14 protein-coding genes are annotated in these 15,850 nt (G+C 66.9%); 5 read left to right on the forward strand and 9 right to left on the reverse strand.

What is annotated here, in order from left to right; genetic code table 11:
- The first annotated feature begins 165 nt into the window (after window positions 1-165).
- Window positions 166-1,281: a D-alanine--D-alanine ligase gene (gene ddlA, locus DFO63_RS15895; protein ID WP_119007340.1), complete on the forward strand. Its 1,116-nt coding sequence runs from the start codon at window positions 166-168 to the stop codon at window positions 1,279-1,281.
- A gap of 131 nt (window positions 1,282-1,412) precedes the next feature.
- On the opposite strand, the gene DFO63_RS15900 is transcribed toward ddlA, so the two are convergent.
- The 3 genes from DFO63_RS15900 to oleC form a co-directional block, all read right to left on the reverse strand.
- A complete protein-coding gene (locus tag DFO63_RS15900; protein ID WP_004153593.1) occupies window positions 1,413-1,568 on the reverse strand; it encodes a DUF1328 domain-containing protein in 156 nt (51 codons plus the stop codon).
- A gap of 82 nt (window positions 1,569-1,650) precedes the next feature.
- Window positions 1,651-2,643, reverse strand: a complete 993-nt coding sequence (gene oleD, locus DFO63_RS15905; protein WP_119007341.1) for a 2-alkyl-3-oxoalkanoate reductase — start codon at window positions 2,641-2,643, stop codon at window positions 1,651-1,653.
- Complete coding sequence (oleC, locus tag DFO63_RS15910; protein WP_119007342.1) at window positions 2,640-4,298, reverse strand: olefin beta-lactone synthetase; 1,659 nt, start codon at window positions 4,296-4,298, stop codon at window positions 2,640-2,642. The genes oleD and oleC overlap by 4 nt, the downstream gene beginning before the upstream one ends.
- A 104-nt stretch (window positions 4,299-4,402) precedes the next feature.
- Here oleC and DFO63_RS15915 point away from each other — a divergent pair, with 104 nt between their 5' ends.
- Entirely contained in the window at window positions 4,403-4,828 is a 426-nt protein-coding gene (locus tag DFO63_RS15915; protein WP_014035561.1) for a YkgJ family cysteine cluster protein, read from the forward strand.
- A 71-nt stretch (window positions 4,829-4,899) separates the two neighbouring features.
- On the opposite strand, the gene DFO63_RS15920 is transcribed toward DFO63_RS15915, so the two are convergent.
- The 4 genes from DFO63_RS15920 to DFO63_RS15935 all read right to left on the reverse strand — a co-directional run bounded on the left by DFO63_RS15920 (window position 4,900) and on the right by DFO63_RS15935 (window position 10,384).
- Window positions 4,900-5,790, reverse strand: a complete 891-nt coding sequence (locus DFO63_RS15920) for an alpha/beta fold hydrolase (protein WP_101764699.1) — start codon at window positions 5,788-5,790, stop codon at window positions 4,900-4,902.
- Window positions 5,791-5,907: 117 nt separating this feature from the next.
- Window positions 5,908-6,924, reverse strand: a complete 1,017-nt coding sequence (locus DFO63_RS15925) for a 3-oxoacyl-ACP synthase III (protein ID WP_014035559.1) — start codon at window positions 6,922-6,924, stop codon at window positions 5,908-5,910.
- Between the two features lie 103 nt (window positions 6,925-7,027).
- Complete coding sequence (locus DFO63_RS15930) at window positions 7,028-7,345, reverse strand: DUF4156 domain-containing protein (RefSeq protein ID WP_005407628.1); 318 nt, start codon at window positions 7,343-7,345, stop codon at window positions 7,028-7,030.
- Between the two features lie 189 nt (window positions 7,346-7,534).
- A complete protein-coding gene (locus tag DFO63_RS15935) occupies window positions 7,535-10,384 on the reverse strand; it encodes a pitrilysin family protein (RefSeq protein ID WP_101764698.1) in 2,850 nt (949 codons plus the stop codon).
- A gap of 416 nt (window positions 10,385-10,800) precedes the next feature.
- On the opposite strand from DFO63_RS15935, the gene DFO63_RS15940 reads away from it, so the two are divergent.
- Together DFO63_RS15940 and DFO63_RS15945 are read left to right on the forward strand one after the other, a co-directional pair.
- Window positions 10,801-11,277, forward strand: coding sequence for a hypothetical protein (locus DFO63_RS15940; RefSeq protein WP_101764697.1), 477 nt, complete (start codon window positions 10,801-10,803; stop codon window positions 11,275-11,277).
- A 69-nt stretch (window positions 11,278-11,346) separates the two neighbouring features.
- Window positions 11,347-11,826 (forward strand): tRNA (cytidine(34)-2'-O)-methyltransferase, encoded by a 480-nt coding sequence (locus tag DFO63_RS15945; RefSeq protein ID WP_005407625.1) that lies wholly within the window; start codon window positions 11,347-11,349, stop codon window positions 11,824-11,826.
- Window positions 11,827-12,126: 300 nt separating this feature from the next.
- Here the strand turns inward: DFO63_RS15945 and DFO63_RS15950 are convergent, their stop codons facing one another.
- Complete coding sequence (locus tag DFO63_RS15950; protein ID WP_101764696.1) at window positions 12,127-12,612, reverse strand: hypothetical protein; 486 nt, start codon at window positions 12,610-12,612, stop codon at window positions 12,127-12,129.
- Window positions 12,613-12,694: 82 nt separating this feature from the next.
- Window positions 12,695-13,858 (reverse strand): acyl-CoA dehydrogenase family protein, encoded by a 1,164-nt coding sequence (locus DFO63_RS15955; RefSeq protein WP_119007343.1) that lies wholly within the window; start codon window positions 13,856-13,858, stop codon window positions 12,695-12,697.
- Window positions 13,859-14,173: 315 nt separating this feature from the next.
- Between DFO63_RS15955 and DFO63_RS15960 the strand changes: the two genes are divergently transcribed.
- Window positions 14,174-15,850, forward strand: coding sequence for an electron transfer flavoprotein-ubiquinone oxidoreductase (locus DFO63_RS15960; protein WP_119007344.1), 1,677 nt, complete (start codon window positions 14,174-14,176; stop codon window positions 15,848-15,850).

A 15,850-nucleotide genomic window follows, 5' to 3' on the forward strand; every position in this document is an offset into this window, starting at 1 on the left:
CCCGCCTTCGACGGGTTCATGGTGCTGTTGGTGGGTGTCGACCTTGGTCGACACGGTAGATTCATGCCATGCGTGGATGGATTTCTGATTCATCTGTGCCTCACCTGGGTGGCTATGGAAGGTTCATGCTGTACGGCCACGCAACGCACAGGACATCGCAACACCATGGCACGGACCCGGGTCGGCATCATCTTCGGGGGCAAGTCCTCCGAGCACGAGGTTTCACTGCAGTCGGCGAAGAACATCCTCGATGCGCTTGATCGCGAGCGCTTCGAGCCGGTGCTGGTCGGCATCGACAAGCAGGGCCAGTGGCATCTGAGCCAGCCGGACACCTTCCTGATCAATGCCGATGATCCGTCGCGCATCGCGCTGCATCGCTCGGGCCAGTCGCTGGCGGTGCGCCCGGGTGCCGAGCAGGCGCAGCTGCAGCCGTCCGATCCAGCCAGCGCGCTGGGCCAGATCGACGTCGTGCTGCCGATCGTGCATGGGCCGCTGGGCGAAGACGGTGCGCTGCAGGGCCTGCTGCGCATGGCCAACCTGCCCTTCGTCGGTTCGCCGGTGCTGGGCTCGGCGGTGGCGATGGACAAGGACGTGACCAAGCGCCTGCTGCGCGACGCCGGACTGAAGGTTGCACCGTGGCTGTGCATCCGTCGCCATCAGGCGGCGGCGGTCGATGTCGAGGCGGTGATCGCGCAACTCGGCCTGCCGCTGTTCGTGAAGCCGGCCAACCAGGGTTCGTCGGTAGGCGTGAGCAAGGTCAAGGATGCGGCTGGTTTCGCCGAGGCACTGGAACTGGCACTGCGCTATGACCACAAGGTGCTGGTGGAATCGGCGGTGGTCGGCCGCGAGATCGAGTGCGCGGTGCTGGGCAACGCGCATCCGCAGGCCAGCCTGTGCGGCGAAGTCGTGGTGCACGACGAGTTCTACGCCTACGACACCAAGTACATCAACGAGGATGGCGCCGAGGTGGTGGTACCCGCGGATATCGATGCCGCAACCCAGGCGCGTATCCAGCAGGTCGCGCTGCAGGCCTACCAGGCGCTGGAGTGTGCAGGCATGGCGCGCGTGGACGTGTTCCTCACCGCGGGCGGCGACATCATCATCAACGAGGTCAACACGCTGCCCGGCTTCACCCGCATCAGCATGTACCCGAAGTTGTGGGGTGCCAGCGGCGTGGACTACACCACGCTGATCACGCGCCTGATCGAATTGGCGCAGGAACGCCATGCAGCCGATCGTGGATTGCACAGCGCCGTGCAGGAGCGCTCGCTGTCTCTGTAGAGTCGAGCCATGCTCGACTCATGAAAAGCAGTCGAGCATGGCTCGACTCTACAAAGGGGCTTGCCGACCAACGGTCGGCGCCCACCGGAAAGAACAGTGCCGGCCAGCGGCCGGCACTACCCCGCGGTCGTCTAGCCGCGCTTGCGGAACATCGAGATCACCGCCAGCACCAGGAACACAACGAACAGGATCCAGGCGATGTTGCTGGCGGCACCGGCGATGCCGGAGAAGCCGAGCACGGCGGCGATGATGGCGATGACGAAAAAGATGACGGCGTAATGCAGCATGGTGCTCCTCGCAGATGTCCGGGCCAATGGATGGCGTGGGCCCATCCTCCCGATCCTGCGGTGTGCAACCAGTGATGGCGACCTATGCAGCAGATGAAGCCTTCAGCCTGCGCAGCCCTTCTTCGATGCTGACCTGCGGCACATAGCCGAAATCGCGGCGGGCGGGCTCCATGCTGTACCAGTGCGGCGTGCACAGCTGCTCGGCCAGGAAGCGGGTCAGCGGCGGCTCGCCGCGCAGGCGCAGCAGCGGCCACACCCGCTCGCAGACCGCGCCGATGCGATAAGCGGTCTTGAAGCTGATCGCCTTGTCCACCGTCGGCGCGCCAACCGCGGCCAGCAGCTTGTTGACCAGCTCGCGCATCGGCAGCGGCTCGCCGTTGGAGATGAAGTAGGCCTTGCCCGCACACGCAGCGCCCGGTGCCAACGCTTCGAAGGCGAGGAAGTGGGCGAGCGCGGCGTTGTCGATGTAGGTGGTATCGACCTTGTTGTTGCCGTCGCCGACCAGCCGCAGGCGGCCCTGCCGTGCACGCTCGGCCAGGCGTGGCACCAGTTGCTGGTCACCCGGGCCCCAGATCAGGCGCGGGCGCAGTGCCACCGTCGCCAGCGACGCATCGTTGGCGGCCAGCACGCGCTGTTCGGCGATCGCCTTGGTCGCCGCATACGGCGCCTGGAAGTCCTCGCCGTACGGCACCTCGTCAGCCCCCAGCCCTTCCACCGGATGGGTGGCGCGGTGGGTCACGCTGGGCGTTGAGGTGTAGACCAGCCGGTCGATACCGTGCGCGCGGCAGGCCGCAATGACATTGTCTGTACCGACTACGTTGGCCTGGTGGTAGCTGTCATAGCTGCCCCAGGCACCGGCCTTGGCGCCGTTGTGGAATACCGCATCGACGCCGGCCACCGCGTGCAGCACCGCCTGCGCATCGGCCAGATCGCCGCGGATCTGGCCCACGCCCATGGCCTGCAGTTCCGGGTAGTGGCTGCGGTTGAATGCCAGCACCTGGTGGCCACGTTCGACCAGCCCGCGGCACAGCGCCTGGCCAAGGAAACCACCACCACCGGTGACCAGGATCTTCATGCGCGCTTCTCCAGTTCGGCGCTGGCCCAGACGGCGAGCTTCTCGCGGCCGATCTTGGCGTTGTGACGGATATCGACGGGGAACGCGGGATGCATCAGTACGTGCTGCAGGTTCGCCTCGGGCAATCGCAGGGTGGCCTGGGCGCGCAGCGCCTCGCGCAATGCCGGGCTGTCGCTCTGGCCACGCTGCAGTTCCACACACAGCACCGGCACCTGCGCACCCGCCGGGCCAACGCCAACCAGTGCCGTGCGCGCTACGCCGGGCACGGTGTTGAACACCGGCTCGACCTGTTCGGTGTACAGCGGCCCCTGTGCGGTTTCCACGCGATGGGTCTTGCGGCCGCAGAACCACAGGCGGCCCTGCGCATCGAAGTAACCCACGTCACCCATACGATGGACGATGCGGGTGCTGCCATCGGCCAGCGTCTCGCGGATCTTCGCGGCGGCGGTGGCCTGCGGGCGGTTGAAGTAACTGTCGGTGGCGGTCGGCCCGGCCACGGTGATCTCGCCCACCTCGCCGGTGGCCAGCACACGTGCCTGCGACCAGTCGGCCAACGGTGCGTCATCGATGGCGATGATGCGCACCTCGTTCGGCTCCACCACGTTGCCTACGCAGGTACCGGCGCCGGCCTCGGTGGCCGCGCGGGTACGCTCCAGCTCGCGCCCCTCCACCACCGCCACCGGCAGGCACTCGGTGGCGCCATACGGGGTCCAGAACTGCGCATCGGCGGGCAGCAGGCTACGGATGGTGGCGACCACGTCCGGCGGCACCGGTGCACCGGCCGAGGTCACCCGGGTCACCGTCGGCAGCGGCCGGCCGTGCCGGGCCAGCACCCGCATCAATGCTGGCGAGCCGAACAGCTGGGTGACGCCGAAGCGCTGGATGGCATCGTGCAGGCGTGCCGGGTCGGCCTGCGCCGGCCGCGTCGGGTCCATGTCCGGGATCACCGAGGTCAGGCCCAGCGCCGGGTCGAACAAGGCAAACGGCGGGAAGGTCGGCAGGTCCACGCCGCCCGCTTCCATGCCGAACGCGCTGCCCAGCAGCTGGATCTGGCCAACGAAGTGGCGGTGGCGGTAGACCACGCCCTTGGGCACGCCGGTGGAGCCGCTGGTGAACAGGATCGCGGCCATGTCCTCGCCATCGGTGTCGGCCAGCATCGGCCCCCCCTTGGCGCCGGCGCGCTCCAGCGCGGCCAGGCTGGTACCGTCCCAGCCCAGGCGGCGGCCAACGGTGACCAGATGGGTCGCCGACGGCGCCCAGCGCAGCACCAGCCGCGCCACGTGCGCCAGCGGAATGCCGATGAAGGCCTGCGGCTGTGCCTCGTCCAGGCACTGTTTCAGCGCGCGCTTGTCGATGCCCGGATCGACCAGCACCGGCACCGCGCCCAGCTTGAACAGGGCGAACATCAGCAGGAAGAACTCCGGCGACGGCCTCACCATCACCACCGTGCGCACCCCGCGACCGATCCCATAGCCGGCCAGGCCGGCGGCCATGGCATCACTGCGGGCGTCCAGCTGGCGGTAGTCCAAGGTGACGTCGTAGGCGGCCATGCCGTTGCCAGCGCCCCGGCGGCCCGGGCAGCGGATGGCGATCTGGTCAGGGCGTTCACGCGCCAGTTCAGGCAGGCGCGCGGCAATGTTGCAGGGTCGGTTCATCCGTTCATTGTCGCCGCTTACGGAATTTCTTGCGCGGCGGCCCACTTCGTGGAAAATCCGCACCCTCGTTCCTGATTCCGACTGCCGCCCGGGGCGGCTTGCCCATGCAACATCCCTGCATGACCTGCGGCGCCTGCTGCACCCAATACCGCGTGGCCTTCCATTGGATGGAATCAGACGAGGTCACCCCCGGCGGCGTGCCGCACCAGCTGACCGAGGTGCTGGACCCGCACCGCCTGTGCATGCGCGGCACCCATTCCAAGCCGGTGCGCTGCGTGGCGCTGGACGCGCAGATCGGCGTGTACTCACGCTGCACCATCCACCCCAACCGGCCCAGCGTGTGCCGTGAGGTGGATGCGTCGTGGGAGTACGGCAAGGCCAGCCCGCAATGCGACAAGGCGCGCATCGCCTATGGCCTGGATCCGCTGACACTGGCCGACTGGCGCTGGCGCGATGACGCCGACAATGACGACGATCATCCGGACGACAACGGCAACAGCCCGTCGCCGCAGGCGCCGGTCGCGGCATAGGGGTAGTGCCGGCCGCTGGCCGGCAATCTCATGAACCTGTCCGGTGTGCCGACCGTTGGTCGGCATGCCCTTCAGATCGGGTTCTTGTCCAGGAACGCGCGGATCTCCGGCACCAGCACGTCCTGCTTGTCTTCCAGCACGTAGTGCCCGGCGTCCTCGAAGGCATGCACCTGGGCCTGCGGCAGCGCCGCCTGGAAGCCCTTCAGGAAGTGCTGGTCGAACACGAAGTCGCGCAGGCCCCAGCCGAGGAAAGCCGGTCGGTCAGCGAACGACGGCAGCGCCTTGCCGGCGCGCTCCAGCAGCGACCAGGCCTTGTCGGCCGGCGACAGCGGGATGTCCTGCATGAAACGGATGGTGCTGATGCGGTTGGCGTAGCTGTTGTACGGCGACACGTAGGCACGGCGCACGTCGGCCGGCATCTTCCGCTCCACGCCCAGCCACGAGGCGCCGGACGAGAACGCGTTGAAGGTGCGGATGATCCACTCGCCGATCTTCCAGTGGCGGCCCAGCGCGATCTGCCACGGCATCGTCTTCGCCGCCGGCATCGGGAACGCGGCGGTGTTGAGCACCACCAGCCGCTTCACCTGGTCGTGGTGCGACAGCGCCCAGCCGAAGCCGATCATGCCGCCCCAGTCGTGCACGGCCAGCGTCACCGGACCGGTGATGCCCAGGTGCTTCAGCAGCGCGTCGAGATCGTCCACGCGCGACTGCAGGGTGTACTCGTAGCGGCTATCGTCCGGCTTGTCCGACAGGCCCATGCCGATGTGGTCCGGCACGATGCAGCGGTACGTGTCCGACAGGCCGGCCACCAGCGTGCGCCAGTAATAGCTCCACGACGGGTTGCCGTGCACCATCACCACCACTTCGCCATCGCGCGGGCCTTCGTCGAGATAGCTCATCGACAGGCCGGGGCGGACCTCGAAGCGCTGCGGGTGGGCGGGGTAGCCGGGAAGCTGGGACATCGGATCGCACCTGTAGAAAGGGCCGGTAGAACCGGCCCTTGGACACTTGGAAAAATCATCGCTGTCCGTCGCGAGCGATTGGCCAGGCAATCGCGCAGCAGGTCAGCGGTGACTTTTTTACCAGACCACTTCAGCCATTGAGCAGTTCAGGCCCGAGCCGATGCCGAGCAGCGCGATGCGATCGCCCTTCTTCAGCTTGCCCAGCTGCTTGAGCTTGCTCAGCACGATCGGCACCGAGGCCGGGCCGATGTTGCCGTGCTCGCCGAAGATGGTCATGACCTTCTTCGGGTCGATGCCGAAGTTCTTGATGAACGCAGCGGTGTGCGGCTGGCTGACCTGGTGGATCACGAACTGGTCCAGCTCTTCCACGGCCCAGCCCAAGGCGATCTTGGCGGCGGTGAAGGTCTTCTGGGCCAGCTTGATGCCTTCGATCAGCAGCAGGCGGGTATCGGTGACCATGCGGTCCAGGTTGCCCAGGCACAGCTGGTTCCACTCGGTGGCCGAACGGGTCACGCCACCCTTGTAGCGCGGCGCATCCGGCACCAGTTCCGAGCGCGCCATCACCATCGCGGCGGCGCCCGAACCAGTGGTCAGGGCGGCCAGCTCGTTGCGGAAGTCGTCGGCGGTGACATCCGGGGCGGTCATGCGCTCCAGGGTCTTCTCGTACACCAGGTTGGCGGTCTCGCCATCCACCACCAGCGCGTAGTCGATGTCGCCGCGCTCGATCATGCGCGCCGCGATATCCATGCCGTTGATGAAGGCCAGGCAGGCATTGGCGACGTCGAAGGTCATGCACTCGTCGCTGACGCCGAGGTTGCCCGACACGATCGAGGCCGTGGACGGCTCCAGGTAGTCGCGGCTGACCGAGGTGTTGACCAGCAGGCCGACCTGCGTCGCATCGATGCCCGCGTCTTCCAGCGCCTTGCGGCCGGCCATGGTGGCGGCATCGGACGCCAGCACGCCGTTGTCCCACAGGCGGCGGGCATGGATGCCGGCGATATCGCCGAGCACGTCGGTGCGGATACCCAGGCGATCCAACGTCGGCTGCAGCCGCTCGTTGATTTCCTTGGTCGTCAGCGTATGCGGCGCATCAACGTGTGCCAGGCCGGCGATCGAGACATTCTTGAAGAGCATCGAGGTTAGCGCCAAGGCTCAGGCAAAAGGGGGCGCTATTCTATAACCCCCAGGGCCTTCACCGCATCTTTACGAATTCAGGCTTGGCCGTATGGTGAAGCGTTCAGCGCGGCGGGCACTGGAAAGCGGCGAAGCGCTGGCTGCCATCGGCGGGCGCGGCGGCGGCCTGTACGGCGTTGGCGCCGGCGCTCGGGGCCTCGTTGCGGGCCAGGGTTTCCAGCTCTTCCTGCACGCGCAGCGGGTTGCGGTTGTAGAAGCCGACCTTGCTCTTCACGGTGACCACCACCTCGCCCTTGGCGATGCAGCCGGCCGGAACCGGGCCTGCCGGCAGCACGCGGGTCGCCTTGCCGGCCGGTTCGATCGGCACCCAGGTACAGGCGGTGACGGTGAGCAGCAGGGAGGAAAGCAGCAGAACGCGCATGGGCAGATCCTGGAAGGGTATGGAGGGATTCTGCCTGAACAGCCTGAATCGGGGGTAGCCGGGTAGGGGTCGGATCCCCGCAGGGGGCGCTGACCCCGAATGCACGGTGGGGGTCGGAGCCCTCCCGGGGGAGGGATCCGACCCCTTCAGGGTTGCCGGCCAGCGGCCGGCACTACCCGACGCGGTGCCTTACTTCTTCACCGGGTTGCCTTCGGCGTCGATCACCGTCACCTCGCCCAGGTTCAGCGCGCGCACGGCCGCTTCGGTCTGCTTGAGGTCACCCACCACCACCCAGGTCAGGGCCTGCGGCTTGATCTCGGCGGCGGCCTGCTGCACCTGCGCCGGGGTCATCGCCTCGATCTCGGCCTTGCGACGCAGCACATAGTCGTCCGGGCGCTTGAACTGCACGATCGAACCGATGGTCGCGGCCACCGCACTGGCGGTCTCGTAGGCACCGGGCAGGCTGAGGGTCTGGATGTTGCGGATGCGGTTGACCTCGGCAGCGGTGGCCGGCTTGCTGCCATCCGCGAACGCGGCGATTTCCTTGCGCATTTCCGCCAGTGCCGGGCCGGTCTTGTCGATCTGCACCGGCGCGCTGGCCATCCACGGGCGCTGGCCCACCGAGTTGGTCGCACTGCTGCGCGCGCCGTACGACCAGTGCTTGTCCTCGCGCAGGTTCATGTTCAGGCGCGAGGTGAAGTCACCACCGATCACGCCGTTGGCGATATCGAAGCGGGTCGAACTGGCGGCGCTGGACGGCGGCACCACCTGGCCGGCGAACAGGTTGGCCTGCACCGCACCCGGCTGGTCGATCAGGAACACGCGCGGGCCCTTCGGCAACACCACGTCGGTGGCCGCCTTCACCTGCGGCGCCTCGCCGGTCGCCTTCCAGTCGCCCAGCTGCTTGTCCAGCAGCGGCACGATCTCGGCCAGGGTGGTGTCACCGACCACGATCAGGGTGCCGTTCTGCGGGCGCAGCCAATCGTGGTGGAAGTCGACCAGGTCCTCGCGGGTCAGGCCATTGATCGCCGCCTCATCGCCGCTGCCGGTGAACGGAATGGCGTACGGGTGGCCCTTGCCGTACAGCAGCGGCGGCAGCACGCGCATCGCCACCGCACCCGGGTTCACCTTCTCCTGCTGGATGCCGGCGATCCAGGTCGCCTTGACCCGGTCGATCTCGCCCTGCTCGAAACGCGGTTCGCGCAGCAGGTCGCGGTACAGCGCCAGCGACGGCGCCAGGTTCTCCTTAAGCGCCGACAGGTCCACGCTCATCGAATCCAGGCCGGCCGAAGCATCCAGGCTGGCGCCCAGTGCGTCGGCGGCATCGGCGAAGGCCAGCGAACCGAGCTTGCCGGCGCCTTCGGTCATCAGGCTCATGGTGAAGTTGGCGGTGCCCGGCTTGCGGCCCTGGTCGGCGCTGAAGCCGCCCGGGAACTGGTAGCTGAACTGCACCACCGGAATCTCGTGGCGTTCGGCCAGGATCACCTGGGTGCCGTTCTTCAGCGTGGCGCGCTGCAGCGCCGGGAACTTCAGCTGCGGGAACTCGCGGGTCTGCGGCACGCCGGCCTTGCGGTCCACCTGTTCCGGCAGGGTGCTGTACTTCGGGTCCACCGCCGGCACGGTGAACGGCTTCGGCGTCTGGCTCGGCTCTTCCTTCAGCGCCACGCGCTCACCCGGTGCGATCACCAGGGTGTGGCTGCCCTTGTCCAGCCACTGCGCGCCCAGGCGGCTCAGATCAGCGGCATTGGCCTTCTCGATGTTGGCCAGCGAGGTACGGAAGCAGCCCGGGTCGCCGGTGAACACCGCGCACTCGGCCAGCGCATCGGCCTTGCCGCCGAAGCCACCGATGCGCTCGATGCCACGGATGAAGCCGGCACGGGCGCCGGTCTTGGCGCGCTCCAGCTCGGCCGCGGTCGGGCCCTGCTTGATCAGGCGGTCCAGTTCCTCGTCGATGATCTTCTCGACCTTGGCCGGGTCCTGGCCCTGCTTCACGGTCGCCACGATCACGAAGTTGGAGCCCAGCTGCGACGTCGACAGGCCCGAGCCGATGCTGTCCACCAGCTTGTCCTGGTGCTGCAGGCGCTGGCTCAGCCGCGAGGACTTGGCGCCACCCAGCACTTCGGAGAACAGCTGCAACTGGTCGACGTCGGCGGTGCCGACCTGCGGCACGTTCCAGGCGCGGTAGATGCGCGCCTGCGGCACCTTGTCGGTCATCGTCTCGCGGGTATCCGCACTGCGCTTGGCCACGTTCACCGCCGGCTGCGCCATGGTCGGGCCAGCGGGGATGCTGCCGAAGTACCTGGCGACCTTCTCCTTCGCCGTGGCCAGATCGATGTCACCGGCCAGCACCAGCACCGCGTTGTTCGGGCCATACCAGGTACGGAACCAGGTCTTCACGTCGTCCAGCGAGGCCGCGTTGAGATCGTTCATCGAGCCGATCACGCCGTGGTGGTACGGGTGGCCAACCGGATACAGCGCCTTGTTGATCTGGTCCCAGGCCTGGCCGTAGGGCTGGTTCTCGCCCTGGCGCTTCTCGTTCTGCACCACGCCACGCTGCTCGTCCAGCGCGGCCTGGTCGATCGCACCGACCAGATGGCCCATGCGGTCCGATTCCATCCACAGCGCCATGTCCAGCGCGGTGGTCGGCACGTTCTCGAAGTAGTTGGTGCGGTCGGTGTTGGTGGTGCCGTTCTGGCCGGTGGCACCGACCTGCTTGAACGGCTCGAAGTACTCACCGTCGTGGTTTTCGCTGCTCTGGAACATCAGGTGCTCGAACAGGTGCGCGAAGCCGGTGCGGCCGGCCGGCTCATCCTTGCTGCCCACGTGGTACCAGACGTTGACCGCGACGATCGGCGCCTTGCGATCGGTATGCACGATCACGCGCAGGCCGTTGGGCAGGGTGAACTGCTCGTACGGGATATCGACCTTGGCCGGTGCCGCCGGCTTGGCGGCAAGCGCAGAGGTGGGCGCAAGCGTACCCAGGGCGGTGCTGAGGGCGACGGCCAGCAGTGCAGCGCGCGGGCGAAGGGCGAGAGACATATCCGGATCCTTGGTCACATAGGTGAACCCCGATCCTAGCCTGCGCAGGCAGCGGCAGGAATCGGTCGCCAGTCACTGGGGGTGTTTGCCCCGATGGCCATCCAGCCCGGCGCCCACGGACGCTCCTGAAACGTCACATGCGCCGGCTTAAGGCGTCCGGACAGTGTCCGCGGCACATCGAATGGACAGGTGTCCGCCCACCGGACACTTTTCGATGAACATAAAAACCTTATAAATCAACAACTAAAAGTTGGCACGAGGATTGCTTGGTACTTCCTGCGCCAGGAAGGGCTTCAGACGAAAGCTGACTGAAGACTGAACAAATGCAGGAAACCGAAAATTTTCCTTGCAAGCCCAGAATCGGTGTACTACCTTACTACCACACCACTGATCACCAACACTAAACAGGCCCCGTCATGAACGCCAAGACCATTGCCATCGCCATCGCCCTGATCGCCGGCACCGCGGTTGTTTCGTCGGTGCAGGCCTCCGAATCCATCAAGACCCTGTCCACCGTGCAGGTCCGCCCGGCCGCCGACCAGCTGGCCCAGCAGGCCTGGGAACAGGCCAGCGGCATCCCGACCCTGGCCACCGTGGAAGTGCGTCCGAGCGCCGACCAGCTGGCCGAGCGCAACGGCTACGTCGCCGCCCCGGTCGCCGCCGCGATGCCGATCACCACCCTGGCCTCGGTGGAGGTGCGCCCGAGCCTGGAACAGCGCGTCGCTCTGGCCGCCGAGCTGGAAGCCCAGCGCTACGCCGCCACCCTGGCTGCCGCTGCCACCAACGTCGCCAACTCGGTCATCATCAACCTGCCGGCCCTGCAGGTGCGCCCGAGCGCCGCCGACCTGCAGGCCCTGGCCACCGAAACCGCCCAGGTCCTGCTGCGCCCGTAACCGGTGCCGCCCTGCCCAGCGCAGGGCGTGCGCCGTAAAGGCGGCGGTCGTCGCAGGTACACTGCGCCGATGAATGCCGCGCCCCAGTTCCACGTGATCCTGTTCCAACCGGAAATCCCGCCCAACACGGGCAATGTGATCCGGCTCTGCGCCAACACCGGCGCGCAACTGCACCTGGTCGAGCCACTCGGCTTCGCACTGGAAGACAAGCAGCTCAAGCGCGCCGGCCTGGACTACCACGAGTACTCGCGCCTGCAGGTCCATCCCGACCTGGACACCGCGCTGGCGCGGATCGCACCAAAGCGCTTGTTCGCACTCAGTACCCGGGCCAGCGTGCGCTACGACAGCGTGGCCTTTGAAGATGGTGATGCCTTCCTGTTCGGCCCGGAAAGCCGCGGCCTGCCGCAGGACGTGCTCGATGCATTGCCCGATGGCCGCCGCCTGCGCCTGCCAATGCGGCCGGACAACCGCAGCCTCAACCTTTCCAACACCGTCGCCGTGGTGATGTACGAAGCGTGGCGGCAGCACGGGTTTGCCGGCGGCGCGTAACGCCACGCGTCTCTCTTCTGCCCAATTGCTGTGGCGGGCGCATGCGTTCATGGGCGTTACTTTTCTTTCCGCGCGGAAAGAAAAGTAACCAAAAGAAACGCGCCGCCATCCGCGAGCCGGTGCTGCGCACCGGTACCCTGCGCTCCTCGGCCCGCCGGGGGATGGCGCGGAACTCGCTGCGCTCAGACATCCGCGCCTCTTCGCCCCCGCCGGACCTGCGATGCTCGGCTCGCTTCAAGGCGGACCCAACAGCCGCTCAGTAGATCCACGCCATGCGTGGATATCTTCCGCCTGGATCAATCAGGAGCGGGCGCCATTGCGTTGCCTGGAACGCGTGCGATTGCCCGCAGAAGGAAACTCCAGACCATCAATATCAGCATGCGTGCCGCACAAGCCCAAGCCCATTGCCGTCGGGTCGATCCCGCCGGATGAGACTCTCAGCGCACCTGCATGTTGCTCGATAACCACTGTGCCTAGTTCGGACTGGTGAATCAGCTTTCCGCCTTCTGGCTTCATATGCAGCACGAAGGAGCAGACGTGCTGCATCGCCTGGATACTGTGCAGCTCAACCCTATAGCCCAGTGATTCTTCGACAATCGACAGGCTGTCCCTGAACCCATCGCGGCAACTACGCCCGCTGCCCGGTTCGGTACACAGATCGCTCGCCTGCGAATAGCTGCCTGTCCATGCCCCATGATCGCTGTCGCCTGCCCACGCCATCTGCAGCACGGAGGCTTGGAAAAGCAGCGAGAGACACAGCAGCCTTACAGCGGGATTGTTCTTCATTCAGCTTGCATCTCCGGATAGGCGTCCCATGTCGCCCACCCTACTCGGCAACGCCGGCCAGCGGCCGGCGCTACCGGTGCACTCAGAACGCGTTGATGCCGGTCAGTTCGCGGCCGATCACCAGCTGGTGCACGGTCTCGGTGCCTTCATAGGTGATCACCGATTCCAGGTTCAGTGCATGCCGGATCGCCACATGCTCGGTGGTGATACCCGCGCCGCCCAGCAGATCGCGGCATTCGCGGGCGATGTCGATGGCCATGCGGCAGTTGTTCCACTTGGCCAGGCTGACCTGCTGCGGCTGCAGCTGGCCGGCTTCCTTCAGGCGGCCCAGCTGCAGCGCCAACAGCTGCGCGGTGGTGATGCGGCGGGCCATTTCGGCCAGCTTGATCTGCGCACTCTGCGTGGCGGCCAGCGGGCGGCCGAACAGCACGCGCTCCTTGGCATAGCCCAGTGCTTCATCCAGGCAGGCGATGGCGGCACCGATCGGTCCCCAGCTGATGCCGTAGCGGGCCTGGGTCAGGCAACCCAGCGGGCCCTTGAGGCCCTTCACGTTCGGCAGGCGGTGGCTGTCGGGCACGCGCACGTCGTCGAAGAACAGCGCGCCGGTCAGCGACGCACGCAGGCTCATCTTGTGCTTGATCTCCTGCGTGGTGAAGCCGGCCATGCCCTTTTCCAGCACGAAGCTCTGGATGCCGTCCTCGGTCTGCGCCCAGACGATGGCCAGGTCGGCCACCGGGCCGCTGGTGATCCACATCTTGCTGCCGCTGATGCGCCAGTCGCTGCCGTCGCGCACCGCCCGGGTCTTCATGCTGGCCGGATCGGAACCGCCGTGTGCCTCGGTCAGGCCGAAGCAGCCGATCAGCTCACCGCGCGCCATCGCCGGCAGCCACTGCTGGCGTTGCTCCTCGCTGCCGTAGGCATAGATCGGGTACATGCACAGCGAGCTCTGCACCGAGACGAAGCTGCGCAGGCCCGAATCGCCGCGCTCCAGCTCCTGGCAGATCAGGCCATAGCTGACCGCACCCAGGTCGCCGCCGCCGTACTCGGCTGGCAGGGTGGCGCCCAACAGGCCCAGCGAGGCGATCTCCGGCACCAGTTCAGAGGGGAAACGGGCCTGGTCAAAGGCATCGCCGATGATCGGCAGTACGCGCTCGTTGGTGAAGCGGGCGACGCTCTCCTGCACCGCGCGCTCTTCCTCGTTGAGCAGGGAACGGACATCGAACAGATCGTACGGATGCAAAGCCATGGCACTCACACGCAGTCAGGACCCGGCCATTGTCGGTCATCCGCAAGCATCGCGTCTGGTAGGTATGGACCTTGGTCCACACGGAAGCGGGTCCGGGCGGTGAAACACTGTGCCAACCCAGGTTGGCACCTACCCGGCCACGAGCATTACGCTGCACCGCAGCAATCATGACGTGAACATCGGCGATCTAGCTCGATCACGCGCGGCCCGGTACCCTGACACATTCAAACAACCGTTTCGCTCGTGGCTGCACGCGCGATTCCCAGGCACCGCCGGTGGCCCCGATGCCGGCCCTACCCACGAGTCATGCAATCGATGAGCGCTGAAGCCAACGCCCTGCCCCCGCGTGAAGTAATGGAATTCGACGTGGTGATCGTCGGCGCCGGCCCCGCCGGCCTGGCCACCGCGATCCGCCTGCGCCAGCGCGCGGTCGAGGCCGGCCGCGAACTGTCGGTGTGCGTGCTGGAGAAGGGCTCCGAGCCGGGCGCGCACGTGCTGTCCGGTGCGGTGATGGACCCGCGCGCGCTGACCGAGCTGTTCCCGGACTGGGCCGAGCGCGGTGCACCGCTGAAGCAGAAGGTCACCCGCGACGAATTCCTGTTCCTCAGCGAGACCGGTTCGCGCAGCACCCCCCACGCGCTGCTGCCGGAGTGCTTCCACAACGAAGGCAACTACATCATCAGCCTGGGCGAAGTGACCCGCTGGCTGGCGCAGCAGGCCGAGGCGCTGGAAGTGGCGATCTTCCCGGGCTTCGCCGCCGCCGAAGTGCTGTATGGCGACAACGGTGAAGTGATCGGCGTGGCCACCGGCGACATGGGCATCGAAAAGGACGGCAGCATCGGCCCGGCCTTCGAGCGCGGCATGGCACTGCAGGCCAAGTACACGATCTTCGCCGAAGGCGCACGCGGCCACCTCGGCCGCCAGCTGATCGCGCGCTACAAGCTGGACGAAGGCAAGGACCCGCAGGCCTACGGCATCGGCATCAAGGAACTGTGGCAGATCGACCCGGCCAAGCATGAGCCGGGCCTGGTGGTGCACGCCGCCGGTTGGCCGCTGGACAGCGATACCTATGGCGGCGCGTTCCTGTACCACGCCGACGGCGGCAAGGTCGCCATCGGCTACGTGGTCGGCCTGGACTACAGGAACCCGTGGCTGAGCCCGTTCGAGGAGTTCCAGCGCTTCAAGACCCATCCGGACATCCGCAAGCACCTGGAAGGCGGCACCCGCATCGGCTACGGCGCGCGTGCGATCACCGCCGGCGGCCTGCTGTCGCTGCCCAAGACCGTGTTCCCCGGTGGCGCGCTGGTCGGCTGCGAAGCCGGCTACCTCAACGCCAGCCGCATCAAGGGCAGCCATGCCGCGATCAAGACCGGCATGCTGTGCGCCGATGCCGCGTTCGATGCACTGGCTGCCGACCGCCAGCACGATGAACTGAGCGCCTACCCGAAGGCCTTCGAAGCCAGCTGGCTGTTCACCGAGCTGCAGCAGGCCAAGAACTTCAAGCAGTGGTTCAAGAAGGGCCAGACCGTGGCCACGCTGATGACCGGCGTGGAGCAGTGGCTGCTGCCGAAGCTGGGCGTACGCAACCCACCGTGGACCCTGCACCGCACGCTGCCGGACCATGCCTGTCTGGAACCGGCGGCCAAGCACACCCGCATCGCCTACCCGAAGCCGGATGGCGTGCTGACCTTCGACCGCCTCAGCTCGGTGTTCCTCAGCAGCACCAACCACGACGAGAACCAGCCCAGCCACCTGACGCTGAAGGACCCGAGCATTCCGGTGAAGGTGAACCTGGCCGAGTACGCAGGCCCGGAAGCCCGCTATTGCCCGGCCGGTGTGTACGAATTCGTCGGCGAAGCCGACAGCGCGCGCCTGCAGATCAACGCGCAGAACTGCGTGCACTGCAAGACCTGCGACATCAAGGATCCGACCCAGAACATCGTCTGGGTGACGCCGCAGGGCGGTGGCGGCCCGAACTACTCGGGCATGTGA

It is taken from the genome of Stenotrophomonas sp. AG209, from assembly GCF_003550055.1.
In the GTDB taxonomy this organism is placed as follows: Bacteria; Pseudomonadota; Gammaproteobacteria; order Xanthomonadales; family Xanthomonadaceae; genus Stenotrophomonas.